Source organism: Frankia sp. R43 (assembly GCF_001306465.1).
In the GTDB taxonomy this organism is placed as follows: Bacteria; Actinomycetota; Actinomycetes; order Frankiales; family Frankiaceae; genus Parafrankia; species Parafrankia irregularis.
This window is the reverse complement of sequence record NZ_LFCW01000002.1, coordinates 40,279-56,702: the sequence shown is the minus strand read 5'-3', so window position 1 is coordinate 56,702 and position 16,424 is coordinate 40,279. Positions and strand designations below refer to the sequence as shown.

At 71.8% G+C, this 16,424-nt stretch carries 12 protein-coding genes; 7 read left to right on the top strand and 5 right to left on the bottom strand.

All coding sequences use genetic code 11. The annotated features are described in order from the left end of the window. Positions 1–363: 363 nt before the first annotated feature. The gene (locus tag ACG83_RS07875; RefSeq protein ID WP_054565543.1) at positions 364–801 is read right to left on the bottom strand and encodes a type II 3-dehydroquinate dehydratase; all 438 of its coding nucleotides are present in this window, start codon (positions 799–801) and stop codon (positions 364–366) included. A 349-nt stretch (positions 802–1,150) separates the two neighbouring features. On the opposite strand from ACG83_RS07875, the gene ACG83_RS07870 reads away from it, so the two are divergent. From ACG83_RS07870 to ACG83_RS07860, 3 genes are all read left to right on the top strand, one after another. Then, the gene (locus ACG83_RS07870) at positions 1,151–2,317 is read left to right on the top strand and encodes a DegT/DnrJ/EryC1/StrS family aminotransferase (protein ID WP_054565542.1); all 1,167 of its coding nucleotides are present in this window, start codon (positions 1,151–1,153) and stop codon (positions 2,315–2,317) included. A 62-nt stretch (positions 2,318–2,379) separates the two neighbouring features. Beyond that, a complete protein-coding gene (locus tag ACG83_RS07865) occupies positions 2,380–3,459 on the top strand; it encodes a Gfo/Idh/MocA family protein (RefSeq protein ID WP_369812866.1) in 1,080 nt (359 codons plus the stop codon). A 50-nt stretch (positions 3,460–3,509) separates the two neighbouring features. Then, complete coding sequence (locus ACG83_RS07860; RefSeq protein WP_054565541.1) at positions 3,510–4,160, top strand: HAD-IA family hydrolase; 651 nt, start codon at positions 3,510–3,512, stop codon at positions 4,158–4,160. Between the two features lie 36 nt (positions 4,161–4,196). Here ACG83_RS07860 and ACG83_RS07855 read toward each other — a convergent pair whose 3' ends face one another. From ACG83_RS07855 to ACG83_RS07845, 3 genes are read right to left on the bottom strand one after another with little or no spacing between them, the layout of a single operon-like run. Then, complete coding sequence (locus tag ACG83_RS07855; RefSeq protein ID WP_054565540.1) at positions 4,197–5,186, bottom strand: ROK family protein; 990 nt, start codon at positions 5,184–5,186, stop codon at positions 4,197–4,199. Then, entirely contained in the window at positions 5,183–6,073 is an 891-nt protein-coding gene (locus tag ACG83_RS07850; protein WP_152991280.1) for a shikimate dehydrogenase, read from the bottom strand. Before ACG83_RS07850 ends, ACG83_RS07855 begins: the two co-directional genes overlap by 4 nt. After that, complete coding sequence (locus ACG83_RS07845; protein WP_054565539.1) at positions 6,061–7,161, bottom strand: 3-dehydroquinate synthase; 1,101 nt, start codon at positions 7,159–7,161, stop codon at positions 6,061–6,063. The genes ACG83_RS07850 and ACG83_RS07845 overlap by 13 nt, the downstream gene beginning before the upstream one ends. Positions 7,162–7,365: 204 nt before the next feature. Between ACG83_RS07845 and ACG83_RS07840 the strand changes: the two genes are divergently transcribed. Both ACG83_RS07840 and ACG83_RS07835 read left to right on the top strand, forming a co-directional pair. Next, the gene (locus ACG83_RS07840) at positions 7,366–10,161 is read left to right on the top strand and encodes an alpha/beta fold hydrolase (protein ID WP_054565538.1); all 2,796 of its coding nucleotides are present in this window, start codon (positions 7,366–7,368) and stop codon (positions 10,159–10,161) included. A gap of 117 nt (positions 10,162–10,278) precedes the next feature. Further along, positions 10,279–12,294, top strand: coding sequence for an ABC transporter ATP-binding protein (locus ACG83_RS07835; RefSeq protein WP_235497779.1), 2,016 nt, complete (start codon positions 10,279–10,281; stop codon positions 12,292–12,294). Here the strand turns inward: ACG83_RS07835 and ACG83_RS07830 are convergent. Further along, positions 12,268–12,999 (bottom strand): helix-turn-helix domain-containing protein, encoded by a 732-nt coding sequence (locus ACG83_RS07830; RefSeq protein WP_235497777.1) that lies wholly within the window; start codon positions 12,997–12,999, stop codon positions 12,268–12,270. The genes ACG83_RS07835 and ACG83_RS07830 overlap by 27 nt on opposite strands. 536 nt (positions 13,000–13,535) lie before the next feature. On the opposite strand from ACG83_RS07830, the gene ACG83_RS07825 reads away from it, so the two are divergent. After that, a complete protein-coding gene (locus tag ACG83_RS07825; RefSeq protein WP_054565537.1) occupies positions 13,536–14,771 on the top strand; it encodes a glycosyltransferase family 4 protein in 1,236 nt (411 codons plus the stop codon). Between the two features lie 120 nt (positions 14,772–14,891). Next, positions 14,892–15,875: a UDP-glucuronic acid decarboxylase family protein gene (locus ACG83_RS07820; RefSeq protein WP_054565536.1), complete on the top strand. Its 984-nt coding sequence runs from the start codon at positions 14,892–14,894 to the stop codon at positions 15,873–15,875. Positions 15,876–16,424 lie beyond the last annotated feature (549 nt).

The window sequence follows — 16,424 nt, the reverse complement described above, 5'->3', positions numbered from 1 at the left end:
GGTGCGTTTGCGGTGCGCGCACGAATTCTGACGCAGGCGGTCGCGGCCGGGCCCGCGGCGCTGGGCCGGTCGCCGCCGGCGGGCCGGCCGGCGGCCGGTTGATGTGGGCGCCTGTCCTGGCCCGGTGCCGGCGCCGGGCCGGTCCGGTGCCCGCCCTGGGCTGGTCGACCGCCCGGTCCGGCACCGGTCTTTCCGGCCGTCGCGCCGGACCGGAGGTCGGCGATCTGGCCCGCTGTGCCCGTCTCCGCGTGGTGTCCCGGTGCCGGGTTGGTCCTCCGGACGTTTCTCCGCCGACTCGGGCCCGCGACACCATCGGGTGACCGCCGCCGGCGCTGTGCGGGCCGAATCCTGGAACGCCCGTTCTCAGGACTCCGGGGCGAGCCGCAGCAGGGCGTCGGCGGCCAGCTCGTAGCCGAGCGGGCCGAGCCCGGCGATGATCCCCGCGGCCAGCGGGGAGATCACTGATTCGTGGCGGAACGCCTCCCGTGCCCACACGTTCGACAGGTGGACCTCGATCCACGGCCGCGGGTAGCTGGCGAGTGCGTCCCGCAGGCTCCAGCCGGCGACCATCAGCGCACCTGGGTTCACGATCGCGCCGACCGAGTCGTAGTTGTCCTGGATGGCGTGGATCAGCTCGCCCTCGGACTCGCGCTGGATCGAGACGACCTTCCAACCCCGGTCGGCCACCCGTGCGGTGACGGCGGCCTCGATGTCGGCCAGGGTGGCCGTCCCGTAGATCTCGGGCTGGCGCCGGCCTAGAATCCCCAGGTTCGGGCCGTTCAGGAGAAGAAGACTGCTCACGATGACCTCTACAGGTGTGTGGCACGTGGTCCGGGCACGGTGTTTATAACAGGACGCGCTTCCGCCGGTTCCGGACCTGAGCCTGGGCGATACCGCTTCTACTCCGTTCTGACCACCTCCGCAAGCTCCTTGGTGTTGGCGGCCGGCCGTGTCGACATCGCGACAGCGCCAGTGGTCGGCTTTCGCGGCAACATTCCTGTTGCCCGGTAGTTCGGACTGGTTGTCTGACGTTCCGGAAGAATTGCCCTGTATCGTGCCGCCCTGATTGCGGGCGTCGACGTGGCAGGCAGGGCGGCTGACAGCACCGCCGACCGGTATCCATCCGTACACATCAACAAGAGGTGGCTCGATGAGCGACAGCCCACGGACGGCTCCTGACTTCCCGGTCTGGCCGCAGTTCGATGACGCGGAGCGTGCTGGGCTGGTCCGTGCGCTGGATCAGGGTCAGTGGTGGCGGATGGGTGGTGGTGAGGTCGACGCGTTCGAGCGGGAGTTCGCCGAGTACCACGGTGCGCCGTACGCGTTGGCGGTCACGAACGGCACGCATGCTCTGGAGCTGGCGTTGCAGGTGCTCGGGGTCGGTCCGGGTACCGAGGTGATCGTGCCTGGTTTCACGTTCATCTCGTCGTCGCAGGCGGCGCAGCGCCTGGGTGCGGTGGCGGTGCCCGTCGACGTCGATCCCGACACGTACTGCCTGGACCCGGCCGCGGTGGAGGCCGCGATCACTCCTCGCACCGCGGCGATCATGCCGGTGCATATGGCTGGTCATTTCTGTGACATGGACGCGCTCGGCAAGATCTCCGCGAACACCGGTGTGCCGCTGATCCAGGACGCAGCCCATGCGCACGGGGCTACCTGGCAGGGCCGCCGGGTCGGTGAGCACGGAGGCATCGCGGCGTTCAGCTTCCAGAACGGCAAGCTGATGACCGCCGGTGAGGGCGGCGCGGTGACGTTCTGCGACCCGGACCAGTTCGAGCAGGCGTTCCTGCGTCACAGCTGCGGCCGGCCGCGGACCGACCGTCGGTACCTGCACCAGACGTCGGGGTCGAACTTCCGGATGAACGAGTTCTCCGCGTCGGTGCTGCGGGCCCAGCTCGCCCGGCTCGGGGGGCAGATCGACCTCCGGGAGCAGCGGTGGCCGCTTCTCGCCGGTCTGCTCGGGCAGATCCCCGGGGTCGTCCCGCAGGGCCGGGACCCGCGTTGCGACCGCAATCCGCACTACATGGCGATGTTCCGGCTGCCCGGGTTCGACGAGGATCGGCGTAACGCGCTGGTGGATGACCTGGTGGAGCGTGGGCTGCCCGCGTTCGCGGCGTTCCGTGCGATCTACCGGTCTGCCGGTTTCTGGGAGACCGGGGCGCCGCAGGAGACCGTCGATCAGATCGCCGGGCGGTGCCCGAACGTGGAGGCGATCGGCGCGGACGGTATCTGGCTGCACCATCGCACGCTGCTCGGGACCGAGGAGCAGATGCACGCGATCGCGGAGATCCTGGCGCAGGCCCTGGCCGCCGCGTGAGCCCGACGTCCCCCGAACCGGAACGTGAACGTGAGACTGGGGTTGGGCGTATCCGGGTGGCGGTGGTCGGGCTGGGTTGGGCGGGCCGGTCGATCTGGCTGCCCCGGCTGCGGGAGCATCCGGGGTACGAGGTGGCCGCGCTGGTCGATCCCGACCCGGCCATCCGCGCCGAACTCGACAGCACCGGGCCGGTCGCCGTGTTCGCTCATCCCGACCAGCTGAGCCGGCACGACGTCGATCTCGCCGTCGTCGCGGTGCCCAACCATCTGCACTGCCCGATCGCCGCGGGGCTGCTGCAGGCCGGGATCCCCGTGTTCGTGGAGAAGCCGGTCTGCCTGAGCACCGCCGAGGCGGACCGGCTCGCCGCGGCGGAACGGGCCGGTGGTGCGGTGCTGCTCGCCGGGAGCGCGGCCTGCCTGCGGGCCGACCTGCGGGCGCTCTACGCGCTGGCCGGGCAGCTCGGGACCCTCCGCCATGTGGATGTGTCCTGGGTGCGTGCGCACGGGGTTCCTGATGCGGGGGGCTGGTTCACCCGGCGTGACCTGGCCGGTGGCGGGGCGCTGGTCGACCTGGGCTGGCATCTGCTGGACGCGGTCGTGCCCCTGGCCGGGCCGGGAGGGTTCGTCGAGGCGGTGGGAACGATCTCCGGTGACTTCGTCGCGGACGCCGCCTGGGGCGCCGTGTGGCGTCAGCCCGCCGGCGCGGCCACCCGCTCGGGTGGTGATGTCGAGGACACCGCCCGGGCGTTCCTCGTCAGTGCCGGTGGGGTGTCGGTGAGCCTGCGGGCGAGCTGGGCGTCGCATGAACCCCTCGACGCCACGGTGATCCGGGTCGAGGGCAGCGCCGGCTCCGCCGAGCTGCACTGCACGTTCGGGTTCAGCCCGAACCGCCGCCCCGCGTCGTCGCTGTCCTGGACCCGGGCCGGCACCACGACCCCGGTGGACGTCGCGACCGAACCGGTCGGGACCGAGTACCGCCGCCAGCTCGACGAGCTCCCCGGGCTGCTACGCGACCCGGACCGGCACGGACTCGCGCTGGCGCAGGCCCGGTCGACGATCGCCGCCATCGAACGGATCTATGACTCGGCGCGGAGCCGGCAGCCCGCGAACGCGCACCCGGCGCAGTTCGCCGTCGCGCCCTGACCGGGACGACTGGCGTAATCCGTCCTGACCAAGCCCGGAGAGAGCACCTGATGGACATCCAAGCTGTCGTGTTCGACCTCGACGGCGTGATCGTCGACAGCCACGCCGTCATGCGGCAGGCCTTCACCCTCGCCTACGCCGAGGTCGTCGGCCCGGGCCCGGCCCCGTTCGAGGAGTACAACCGGCACCTCGGCCGCTACTTCCCCGACATCATGAAGATCATGGGGCTGCCCCTGGAGATGGAAGGCCCCTTCGTCCGGGAAAGCTACCGGCTCTCGTCCCAGGTCGTGCTCTTCGACGGCGTCCGTGAACTGCTCACCGGCCTGCTCGACCGCGGGACACGCCTCGCCGTCGCGACCGGCAAGGCCGGCCCACGGGCCCGTGACCTGCTCGCCCAGCTCGGCATCCTCGACTGCTTCGTACGGGTCATCGGTTCCGACGAGGTCGCCCACCCCAAACCGGCACCCGACATCGTCCAGCTCGCCCTCGACACCCTGAACGTCGCACCGACGCAGGCCGTGATGGTCGGCGACGCCGTCACCGACATCCGCAGCGCCCGAGCGGCCGGGGTCCGTGCCATCGCCGCGATGTGGGGAGAGACCGACCAGGACGAACTGCTGGCAGCAGCCCCGGACTGGGTGACCCACACCCCGGCGCAACTACTCGGCCTGCTCACAGCGCGGCCCTACCAGCCCGTCTGAGGCCCAGTCCCCGCCCGCACTCCGCGGCCCGACCTGTCAGCCGGACGTCGCGTCCAGGGTGCGGGCCAGCAGCAACGCGCCCGCCAGCGACGACAGGCCGCCCAGCTGGGCGGCCTGGACCGGTACCGGGGGGTGACCGGGCCGGGACAGGGCCTGGGTCCGCGCGGCGACCTCGTCGACGAATCCCGCCAGCCCGTCGGCGAAGCCGCCGCCGATGACCGCGAGGTCGGGCCGCACCAGCTCGGTCAGACCGGCCACCGCGGCTGCCAGCGCCGCCGCGGTCATCCCGACCGCGGTACGGGCCCAGTCCGAACCCGCTCCCCAGGCCTCCCGCAGCTCCGGATAGTCCACCTCGGCGTCTGCGGTGCTGGCGTCTGCGGTCTCGGAGGCTGCGGTGCCGGTGCCGGTGCCGGTTTCGGCGCCGTCGGTCGGGCGCCGGTTGCCCGCGCGCAGGTCACCGGCACGGCGCAGCGTGGCGGGTCCGGAGGCGATGGCCTGCAGGCAGCCGCGACGTCCGCATCGGCACAGCGGTCCGTCCAGGGCGATGATCAGATGCCCGATCTCGCAGGAGCCCCGGGCCGGCCCGGGGCACAGGCGCCCGTCCAGCACGAGACCGCCGCCGATGCCCGTGCCGACCCCGAGGTAGACCAGGTTCGCCGCGCCCGCGTGCTCCGCCTCGGCCAGCGCGGCGAGATCGCCGTCGTCGGCGAGGGCCACCGCCGCGCCGGGAACGAGGTTCCGCAGCGCCGGCCCGAGGTCCAGGCCGGTCCAGGACGGCCGGCTCGGCCAGGCCGTGACCCGTCCCTCATGATCGACTGTTGCCGGCATTGCCACGCCGATCGCGCCGACCGGCTCGCCCCATCCGGAGCACAGCCCGGTGACCGCCTCGCCCAGGGCGCGCAGGTCCGCTTCGGCGGTGGCCCCGGCCGCCCAGCGCAACATCGTCTCGCGCGGTGGCTGGCCGGCGACCTCGAGCCGCAGAGCCACCTTGGTGCCACCGACGTCGATGCCAAGCCGGCCGGTCACCGGGCACCGGGCAGGTCGAAGAAGGCCCGGTAGAGGTCGACCTGCTCCGCCAGCATGTGGATGCCCGGATGGGTCGGCAGGCCGCGTTCGTCCGCCGCCTGCAGCAGCCGGGTCCGGGCCGGCTTCATGATGATGTCCGCCACGACACAGGCCGCTGGCAGCGTCGTCGGGTCGAACGGCAGCGGGTCCTGCGGGCGCAGGCCCAGCGGTGTGGCGTTCACGATCAGATCGATCACGCTCGCGGTGCCCGGCGCGCCCGGCCCTTCGGGTGGTGCCGCGGTGACCTGACCGGGCCAGTGCGGCTCGAGCCGGCCCAGCAGCTCGGCGAGCCGGGCCCGGTCGGGGTCGACGACGGCCAGGCCGGCGCAGCCGGCTTCGAGCAGCGCGACGGCGATGGCGCTGCCGGCCCCGCCCGCACCGATCAGGCGCACGTTCGCGCCCGCGACGCGGTGCCCCGCCCGCCGAAGGCCCCGGACGAATCCGGAGCCGTCGAAGTTGTCGGCGAGCCACCGCCCGTCGGGCTCGCGCCGCAGCACGTTGGCGCTGCCGCTGATCGCGGCCGCGGGGGAGCGCAGGTCCGCCAGCGCCGCCGCGGCCACCTTGTGCGGAATCGTGATCAGGATGCCGTCCAGGTTGGCCATCGCCCGCAGCCCGGCCAGCACGGCGGGAAAGTCCTCCGGCCGGGCGTGCACCGGGACGAGGACGGCGTCCAGTCCCACCTCGGCGAAGACGGGGTTCATCAGCATCGGTGCCTGGACCTGGACGACCGGGTCACCGACGACGACGAACAGCCGGGTCGCCCCGGTGATCGTCCGCGGGAGCCGGTCGGCCGCAGGTGCGTGGGCGGGCTGGGCCACGGGGGTGGTCTGGGTCGTCACACCGTGCATCGTTCGCTCTCCCCGTCGCGGGCCCTGTCCCTGGCCCCGTGATGGTCCCGGTCCTCGTCGCGGTCCATCGCCTCCAGGGTGCTGACCACCACGTCCGGCGGGACGTCGGGAACCAGCCGGGGCCCCTCCGGCGAGTCCAGGACGAAGGTCAGGCCCGTGTTGGTCGACTTCTTGTCGCGCCGCATGGCCGTGACGAGATCGGCGATGTCCACATCCGCTGGCAGCGCGGTCGGGAGCCCGTAGTGCGCGACCACGTCCAGGTGTTCGGCGGCGCGCGCCTCGTCGATCAGGCCGAGTGCGGCGGCCAGCCGGCCGGCGAAGACCGTCCCGACGGCGACGCCCTCGCCGTGCCGCATCTCGAAGCCGGTGACGATCTCCAGCGCGTGTCCGAGCGTGTGCCCGTAGTTGAGGATGTGGCGCAGCCCGCCGTCGCGTTCGTCGCGGGCGACGATCGAGGCCTTGAGCGCGACGCTGCGGGCGATCTGCTCCGCGACCGGGAGTCCGCGCAGGTCACCCGCGCCGATGAAGTGGGCCCGCGCGATCTCGCCGTAGCCGTTGGTCCATTCCCGGGCGGGCAGCGTGCGCAGGTGGTCGGTGTCGCACAGCACCGCGCTCGGCTGCCAGTAGGCACCCACCAGGTTCTTGCCGGCGGGCAGGTTCACCGCCGTCTTGCCGCCGACACTCGCGTCGACCTGCGCCAGCAACGACGTCGGCAGGTGGATAACCGCGATTCCGCGGTGGTAAAGAGCAGCCGCGAGGCCCACGACATCGGTGGTCGTGCCGCCGCCGCAGGAGACCACAGCATCTGAGCGGGTAAGACCGAAGGAAGCGAATCCTTCGCAGAGTTCCTGGACATTGGCGAGGGTCTTTCCGTGCTCGCCGTCCCGTGCGGTGATCCGCAATGCCGGTACCCCGGGATCGGGAACCGCGTCAAGGTCGGGACGGGCCGAAACGACCGCGACCCGCGCCGCTCCGATCCGACCCACGACGTCCGGCAGAAGCCGCCGGACACCGGGGCCGATCTCGACCGGATATCCGCGCTCACCCAGGTCGACCCAGACCCGGTGGGTCATGGGCGGTTCCGTCATGGTCGTCCTCCCGATGCTCGATCGTCCAGATGCGGACTGTCCTGGATCTGACAGGCCCCGGCTGGCCACCGCGAATATTCACGAAAGGGCCGGACAGGTGCGTCGATGGTGGCACCAGTGGGTGGGCGTGGATGTATCCGGGTCGTACGATCGGCGATGCTTCGAATGGCCGTGAACAGAGCAGATGGGCGGGGAAGCTGAGAAATGGTGGGCACACAGCCCTTGGTCATCCCGGCAGCCGGTCTCGAGGCGCCCTACCCGTCGATCGTGGCTCGATTCTCGCGAATCGTCGCGGCCCGTACGGACGTGCTTGCGATATGTGATGACGCGACCGCGTTGACCTATGCCGACCTGGACTGGCGCTCGTCCGCGCTGGCCCGGCTGCTGGTCGGCTCCGGTGGCCGCATGGAAGGCGTCAAAGGCGTCAAAGGCGTCAACGGCGTGGATGGCGTGGATGGCGTCGCGAGCCCGGTCGGCATCCTGCTGGAGCAGGGTGTTCCCGCGACGGTCGCGATGCTCGGCGTGCTGAAGGCCGGCCGGCCGTTCGTCCCGCTGGACCCGGTGCTGCCGCCGGCCCGGCTCGGGCAGATCCTCGAGCTCGCCGGCGTCACCACCTGCCTGACCGACACCCGGCACCAGGGTCTTCTCGCCGCGGCCGGACCGGTCCAGGCCGTGCTCCTCGACCCCGCCGGAGCCGTCTGCGAGCAGGGAGCTGCGTCCGGCCCGGTTCCCGCCGCGGGCGACTCGGCGGCGGATTCGGGGGCGGTGTCGGAGGATCCGCTGCCGGGGTGGTTCGCACTGCCCGCGGATCCGGCCTTCGTCGTCTTCAGCTCCGGGTCCACCGGTGTCCCCAAAGGGGTCGTCTGGCGGAACCAGACGGTGCTGCACGAGCTGCGCGCCGGGATCGACGTGGTCGGCATGAACGCCACGGACCAGGTCGCGCTGGTCCTGCCGGTCGCGTTCGCGGCCGGCATCACCGTCATGTTCTGGGGGCTGCTGGTCGGCGCCACCCTGCACGCGCTCGACCCGCGCACCCGGGGGATCGCGGCGCTGCCCGGATGGCTGCTCGACCGCGGAATCTCCACCCTGCATCTCACCCCGTCACTCATCCGGGCCCTGACCGGCGCCGCGGAGCCCGGGTGTGTCCTGGGCAGCCTGCGCGCGGTGACCAGCTCCGGCGAGGCCGTCTACGGCCGCGAGGTGGCCGCGCTGCGCGCGCATCTGCCCGCAACGTGCACGTTCTACAACTGGTCCGGCTCGACGGAGACCGCGTCCCTGGCGTTCTTTCCGGTGCGGTCCGATGACGAGATTCCCACCGGGCCGCTGCCGGCGGGATGGGCCGTCGACGGCAAGGACATCGACATCGTCGACGAGGCCGGTGAATCGCTGCCCGACGGCGCCAGCGGGCAGCTGTCGGTCACCTCCCGCTACCTTTCCGGCGGCTACTGGAACGCGGCCGGGATGACCGCCGACCGTTTCCGTCCCGCCCGCGGCGATCTCGATTCCGGCGCGGCCGGGCCGATGGTCACCTACCGGGCCGGTGATCTCGCGCGGCGACGTCCCGACGGGTGCATCGAGCTGCTGGGCCGCGCCGACACCGCGGTGAAGATCCGCGGCTACCTGGTCGAGCCGGCCGAGATCGAAGCCGCGCTGCTGACCTCGCCGGACATCGTGGAGGCCGTGGTCGTGGCCCGGCGCCCGGCGGACCAGCCCCCGCGGCTGGTCGCCTACGTGGTGTGCGCCGGCACGGTCAAGGCAGCCGCGGTCATGGTCCGCGGCCTGCTGCGGGAGAAGCTGCCCGCCTACATGGTGCCCGCCTCGGTGGTGCTGCTCAACGAGCTGCCCCGCAACGAGCGAGGCAAGATCGACCGGACGTCGCTGCCCGAGCCGCCACCGCGGGCGCCGGGCCGCGCGCCGACCGACCGCAGCCATTGGGAGATCGCCGTGCGCGACCTGTTCGCGCAGACCCTCAAGGTTGACGATGTCGGTCTCGACGACGACTTCGTCGAGCTCGGCGGTGACTCGCTGCTGGCCCAACAGCTGCTGAGCGACATCTCGGCCCGGCTGGGAGTGCGCCTGCCGACCTCCACCCTGGCGCAGGCACCCACCGTAGAGGCCCTGGCCGCGCGGGTCGCGGCGGCCCACCGGGCGCTGCCCACCCATCCGACCTGCGTCCCGCTGAGCACCGAGGGGTCCGGGCCGCCGTTGTTCTGCGTCGCGGGTGCCGGAGGCCTCGCCATCAACTTCGTCGCGCTCGCCCGCCGTCTCGGCGCCGGCCGCCGCGTCTACGGCTTTCAGGCCCAGGGCCTGGAGAACCGGGCGTTCCCCGACTGGAGCGTCGAGCGTCATGCCCGCCGCCACCTCGAGGTGCTCCGGCTGGTCCAGCCCGACGGGCCCTACCACCTCGTCGGATTCTCCTTCGGTGGCCTCGTCGCGCTGGAGATGGCCCACCTGCTCACCGACGCCGGGGCCGAGGTCGCCCTGCTGGCGCTGCTCGACAGCCGGCTGCCCCCGGCAGCACGCGGGGCCGGCGCCGATGCGGCCGCCGCAGCCGACGCGAACGCGCCCGCGGCCGGTGCCCGCTCCGGTGCCCGCTCCCCAGGGGGCGCTGCGGTCGGCACCGTGCCCGGCACCCGCAGTCCCGATCGCTCCCCGGCGCCGTGGAAGCGGCTGCTGCCCAGCGTGTCGAAGGTCCGCAAGGCAGCCCGTCTGCCGCTCACCGGTCTCGTCCGCTTCTCCGGCCTCTCCCAGTTCGACGCGTTCTTCGACCATGCCCGGGTCGTCAGCCGTTCCTACCAGGTGCGCCCTTACGCCGGCCGCACCCTGCTCTACCTCGCCGAGGACAACAACGACACGGCACGGGACGGATGGAGCCGCCACCTGACCGGTGACACCACCGTCGTCACGGTCCCCGGCGAGCACCACACGATGCTCAACGAGCCACACGCCGCGGCCCTCGCCGCGGACCTGCACGCCCGCCTCACGCCGATGCCGACCTGACCTGACCTGATCACCACCTCTGCCCGGGCTGGGTGGGGGAGCCCGTGGACCGGGCGGGGGAGGCGGCGATGGGACGGCGTGGGCGGCATAGTGTCTGGCGTCGTGGTGTCTGGCGTCGTGCTTCCTTCGCAACGGTCCGTTCCGCCCACCCGGGTGACCAGGCTGCACGCCCAGGTGGTCGCTCGGCTGACCGGCACCGGGGAAGCCGCGCGGAGCCTGGCGTTCTTCGCCGACCAGGGCCGGGTCGTCACCGCCCTGGTCGGTCTGTCGGTCATCGGCTCGGTGGCGGTCGCGGCGGGCCCGTTCCTGCTGCGCCACCTGATCGACCGGTCCCTGCCCACCGGCCGGATCGAGGACCTGGTCGCCCCGGTGCTGCTGCTGTGCGCGCTGCTGGTGTTCGAGTCGGCGGTACTGGCGACCCGGATGGCGCTGATCGCCAGGCTCGGCGCGGTGATCACGGTGCGGATGCGGCAGGCCGTCAACGCACGCCTGCAGCACCTGCCGTTCGGCTTCTTCCCGCGCAGCCAGCAGGGCGAGGTCATGACGGTGATGTCCACCGATGTGGTCTCCGCGCAGTACGCGATCTCGGCGATCGTGCAGGCGGTCGTCTGCCGGGTGGCGGACATCGCCGTCGGACTGACCGTCGTGTTCGTGCTCGACTGGCGTCTCAGCCTCGCGGTGATGGTGTTCGCCCCGGCCACCTTGCTGATCATGAAGGCGGGCCGGCGGCGTCTCGCGGTGCTGTCCCAGCGCCAGCGTGAGCTCGACGGCCAGCTGATGGCCCAGGTGGCGGACACCTCGTCCGTATCGGGTGCCCTGCACGTCCGGCTGTTCGACCGGGCCGACTACGAGTGCGCCCGGTTCGAGGAGGCTGGCGAGGCACTGCTGGCAGCGGCCCGGGAGCAGGCCCGGCTGACCTCCCGGGTACGGCTCGTGGTCAACCTCGGCATCGTCGTGACGATGATCGTCGTCGTTGCGCTGGGTGCCTGGCTGGTGTCGACCGGACGCACCACGCTCGGCACCGTCGCGGCGCTCGGCGGTGCCCTGCTGGTCTCCTTCGGGCCGCTGGCGTCGGCGGTCGAGCTGAAGTCGGAGCTGTCGTCGGCCGGAGCCTCGTTCCGGCGGATCTTCGCCCTGCTCGACCTCCCCACCGACGGCGAGCCCGCCGGCAGTGGTCACAGCGGCGGCCTTCACACGGGCAGCCCTCCCGCCGGCAGCCGTCCCGTCGGTGGAGCGCCCACCGCCCGGGCGGTGCCGCGGGAGGGAACGGTGGCCCGGGTCGGCGCCCGTGGGCCTGAGCCGGCGGGGCCGCGGACGCGGGCCCAGGCCCTTGACCTCAGCCTGGACGACGTCTGGTTCTCCTACGACCGGGCGACGCCGGACCCCGACGGCGCTGCTCCCGGCCGCGCTGCTCCCGGCCGCGCTGTGCCCGGTCAGGCGTCCGAGGACGAGGCGTGGAACCTTCGGGGTGTCACGTTGCGGGCGGCGGCGGGCACGACCACGGCCGTCGTCGGTGCGAGCGGTGCCGGCAAGACGACCATCACCTATCTCGCGAGCGGCATTCACCGGCCCCAGCGCGGAACCGTCCGGCTCGGCGGGCGGGATCTGGCCGAGATGCCCGCCGCCGAGCTGCACGCGCTGGTCGGCGTCGTCCCGCAGGACCCGCACCTGTTCCATGACACCATCGCCGCCAACCTGCGCTACGGCAGGCTCGACGCCACCGATGACGAGCTGCGCGAGGCTCTGGACGCGGCGCATCTCTCGGCACTGCTCGACCGCCTTCCCGAGGGCCTCGCGACCCGGGTCGGTGCCCGCGGCTACCGGCTTTCCGGAGGGGAGCGGCAACGGCTCGCCATCGCCCGGGTGCTGCTTCAAGCACCGCGGGTGCTGGTGCTCGACGAGGCCACCTCCGCGCTGGACACCGTCTCCGAGGCGGCCGTGCGGGCCGCGCTCGACCGGCTTGCCATCGGCCGGACCTGCCTGGTGATCGCGCACCGCCTCTCCACGGTCCGCGACGCCGACCGCATCTACGTCATGGACCACGGGCAGGTCGTCGAGGAAGGCACCCACGGTGGGCTGCTCGCCGACGGCGGCGCCTACTCGCGGCTATACGGAGCGGTCGGCGCCGGCTGACTCGCCCTGTGCTGGCCTGTCTGGCCTGGCCGACCTGTCCGGGGCTGGCGCGCTGTGGGCTGGCGCGCCGTGGGCCGGCTCGCCGCGGGCAGCGGAAGCCCTCGCCGGCCGGGCCCGGACGTGCAGGCGCTCGCCCTGCGGCCCGAAGATGCTGATCGCCTCCACCGGGCCGGGCCCCGGATTGCTGAAAGCATGCGGGAGGTGGGTGTCGAACTCGGCCACCTCACCGGCCGTCAGCACCACGGTCTGGCTGCCCAGAGTCAGCCGCAGCCGCCCGGCGAGCACATAGACCCACTCGTATCCCTCGTGGCTCTGCGGCTCCTCCGCGCAGAGGGGCCACCCCGCCGGAATGATCATCTTGAATGCCTGCAGCCCGCCGGGTCGCCTGGTCAGCGGGACGAAGGCGAGCCCGGCTCGCTCGACCGGCCGGGGGAGCACCCGGGGGTCCGCGGCGGGACGCAACCCGACCAGTTCGTCCAGCGGGGTCTGGTAGGCCCGGGCAAGCGGAAGCAGCAGTTCCAAGGTGAGCCGGCGCTGGCCGGACTCCAGACGGGACAGCGTGCTGACCGAGATGCCGGTGCTGCGTGACACCTCGGGGAGTGTCCGGCCGCGCTGCCTGCGCAGCGCGCGCAGGCGTGGCCCCACGGCGGCGAGGACCAGGTTCACATCCTGTTCCTGTTCCGGGTCCGGGCTCTCGGGGGGCACACCCCATTCTGCCCGCGGGCGAGGTGCGCGAAGCGGCCGCGATCCCGCGCGGCCGGCCCGGTGTTCCTCGGCCGCCGACGTGGCGCGGATCACGATGCGTGGTGGCGCCCAGGTGCCCCGGCCGCCGCGGCGCGGCCCGGTGGGAGCCGAGGGTGTGTGACAGGTAGCGGATAGTGTTTTCCGGTGGTCCCTGTGACGGCCCTTCGGTGGCTGGGGGAATGGTTCGGCCCCCGGTCGGATGCGGCGCTCCCGGCGGTCCGGTGGGGCCGCCGAACACGGCGCCGCGCTGCGTCGTTCTTCCTTGTGGCGGCTTGTTCCCCCGGCGCTGCAATGGGTGCGTCCAGGCTTGTTTCGAATACGGAGCGGAGAATTTCCAGGGAAGTCCTCCGGACCTTCTACAAGCGAGTAGATGTACCCGTCCCTAACGTCAGGGTATTGACGTGGGATTGGTGGTGGGTGCCGATCGGTAGCCCAGGCATCGGTACTACCATGTGCCTCCCGGAGATACATGGCCTGACGGTCGCCTGGAGTTGTGCATGCGGATTGCTTTTTTGTGCGAACAGTACCCACCAGTCATCTGGGATGGTGCTGGCGTGTACACGCACGACATCGCGCACGCGTTGGCGCGGCGGGGGCACGAGGTTCATGTGCTGTGCACGCAGGGGCGCGCTGTTCGTGATGATGTCTTCGACGGCGTGCACGTTCACCGCCGTCCGTTGCTGCGGGCGCCGGTAACGCGCTACCTAGGGCCCGCCGCAAAACTGATCACCGGTCGGGACCACCCGCGGGATTCGTTGTCGCTGCGGGCCTCACTGGCGGTGTCATACGGGTTCTGGCTGCGCCAGAGCGGTATCAGGCCCGACGTCATCGAGACCCAGGACGGCGAGACGCGCGGCCTGTTCACCGCGCTCGGCCGGCGTACTCCGCTGGTGATCCACCTCCACACGCCCACGATGATGGACGTCCGGATGCGTGATCCGGAGCTGACCCGCAAGGGTGAGATCGCGGACAAGGTCGACCGGTTCTCGGCGCTGCGCGCCGACGCGCGGACCTCGCCGTCGCAGCTTCTCGTCGACACGCTGCGCGACCTCGACTGGCTGCGGCCGGACACCGACGTCGACGTGATCCCGTACCCGTTCGAGAACGCGTCGTTCGCCGAGGTTCCGACGGCGGAGCACACCGGGCCCAACCTCGTGGTCGTGGGCCGCCTGGAATGGCGCAAGGGCCTCGACGTGCTGCTCGACGCGACGTCCCGCCTGCAGAAGCGGGGAATCGACGCCAAGGTCATCTTCGTCGGGAAGTCGTCCGGCCGGGTCGACGGTGTCGAGACCGGGACCTGGCTGGAGCGCAGGGCGGCCGAGCTGGGCGTTCCGGTCCGCTTCGACGGCCACGTGGCGCGCACCGATCTCCCCGGCCTCTACGGGGAGGCGCGTGTGGTCGTGGTGCCGAGCCGGTTCGAGAGCTTCTCCATCGCGGGGCTGGAGGGAATGGCCTCCGCGCGCCCGGTGGTCGCCACCGCGACGACCGGCGTCTCGGCCTGGGTTGCGCGCTGGAACGGCGGCGCCGTCGTGCCGCCGGAGAATCCGGACGCGATGGCCGATGCGTTGGAGCCGTTCCTGACAGACGCAGCTCACGCGGCCACGGTCGGTCTGCGCGGCCGGGCGGGCACCGCCGAACTCAACCCCGACGTCATCGCGGCACGCCGCGAGGAGGTATACCTCAAGGCGATCGCTCGTCACCAGGTTCACGGTCCAGCCCGGGGCCGCGGCTAGATCGTCTCGTGGTTCGGGCCCACCGGACGCCCCGCTGCTGTGGCTGACTGGTGACTGGCAGTAGGCGCCAGGCAGTCCGTCGGAATTTGTTTGAGTAGACAGTACTGGGGGTTTTCGGCTATGCGTGTCGTCGTCGCGGGAGGCGCGGGCTTTCTCGGAAGTCATCTGTGTGATCGGCTGCTTGACGACGGTGAGGAAGTCGTCTGCGTCGACAACTACCTGACCGGCAGGAAGAACAACATCGAGCACCTGCTCGGCCGGCCCGGCTTCGAGCTGCTTGAGCAGGATGTCTCTGAGCAGATGACCGTGCCGGGTACGGTCGACGCAATCCTGGAGTTCGCGTCGCCGGCGTCGCCGCTCGACTACGCGAGATATCCCATCGAGACGCTGAAGGCGGGTTCGCACGGCACCCTCCACGCCCTGGACCTCGCTCGCAGCAAGGGCGCGCGTTTCCTGCTCGCCTCCACCTCGGAGGTCTACGGCGACCCGTTGGTGCACCCGCAGGAGGAGTCCTACTGGGGGCACGTCAACCCGATCGGGCCGCGCAGCATGTACGACGAGGCGAAGCGTTTCGCCGAGGCCCTGACCACCGCGTACCGCAACCGGCACGGGATCGACACGGCGATCATCCGTATTTTCAACACCTACGGCCCGCGGATGCGGACCGATGACGGCCGGGCCATTCCCGCGTTCGTCTCGCAGGCCCTGCGCGGCGAGCCCGTCACGGTGGCCGGGGACGGTCTGCAGACTCGTTCGGTCTGTTACGTCGACGACCTCGTCGAAGGCATCGTGCGGATGCTGCGCAGCGGCCTGTCCGGCCCCGTGAACCTCGGTAACCCGCACGAGATGTCCATCATCGACACCGCTCGGCTCGTGGTCGAGCTCATCGGCGCCGACGTGCCCATCGAGTTCATTCCCCGGCCGGGAGACGACCCCATGGTGCGTCGGCCGGACATCACCCTCGCGCGACGCCAGCTCGACTGGGAGCCGGTGATCGACGTGCGTGACGGGCTGCTGCGGACCATCGAATGGTTCGCGAGTGAGCTCGGCGCCGGCCCCGTTCCGGGGGCCGCTGCCGGTGCCGCTGTGGCGCCTGTGGCCTGAGCCGAGGCCTTTCGAACGGCGGGCTCGCCGGGGTCGCCAGGCTCGCCGGGGTCGGGTTCGCCGGGGCCGGGCCGGCTGGTGGTGGTTGCCAACCAGTGACGGTTGCCGACCAGTAACCGTGGCCACCCGGTCCGAGTGCTGGGGCCGCCTGGCCCAGGGGCGGCTGAACGGGTAGGCAGTCGACCGGTGTCGTCAGCGCCGGCCGGCTGCCTGGCCGGACCCGTCACCCGGCCACCCACCGGGTATCCCGCACCGCCACGCAGCACCAGGAATCGCCACAAGTGGCGCAAAAGGGATGCGGGGCCGCTTGGTAATCCGCAAGAGTGAAGGATCTTGGTTGTCGGAACGACCAAAATCCTTCACTCTTGCGGACTCGCCCACCCGGGCCGCCGCGCTCAGGCCCAGCCGCGTTCGTGGAGCGCGAGCCGCGGGAGCCTCACCCGCATGAACGATTAAATGATCTTGCTCGGTGCCGTTCCGCAGGAGTGAGACCGGCCGCTTCGGCCACGCGCGGCGATGGAGAGAATCGTGGTCGGCCGGTCGGGCGAA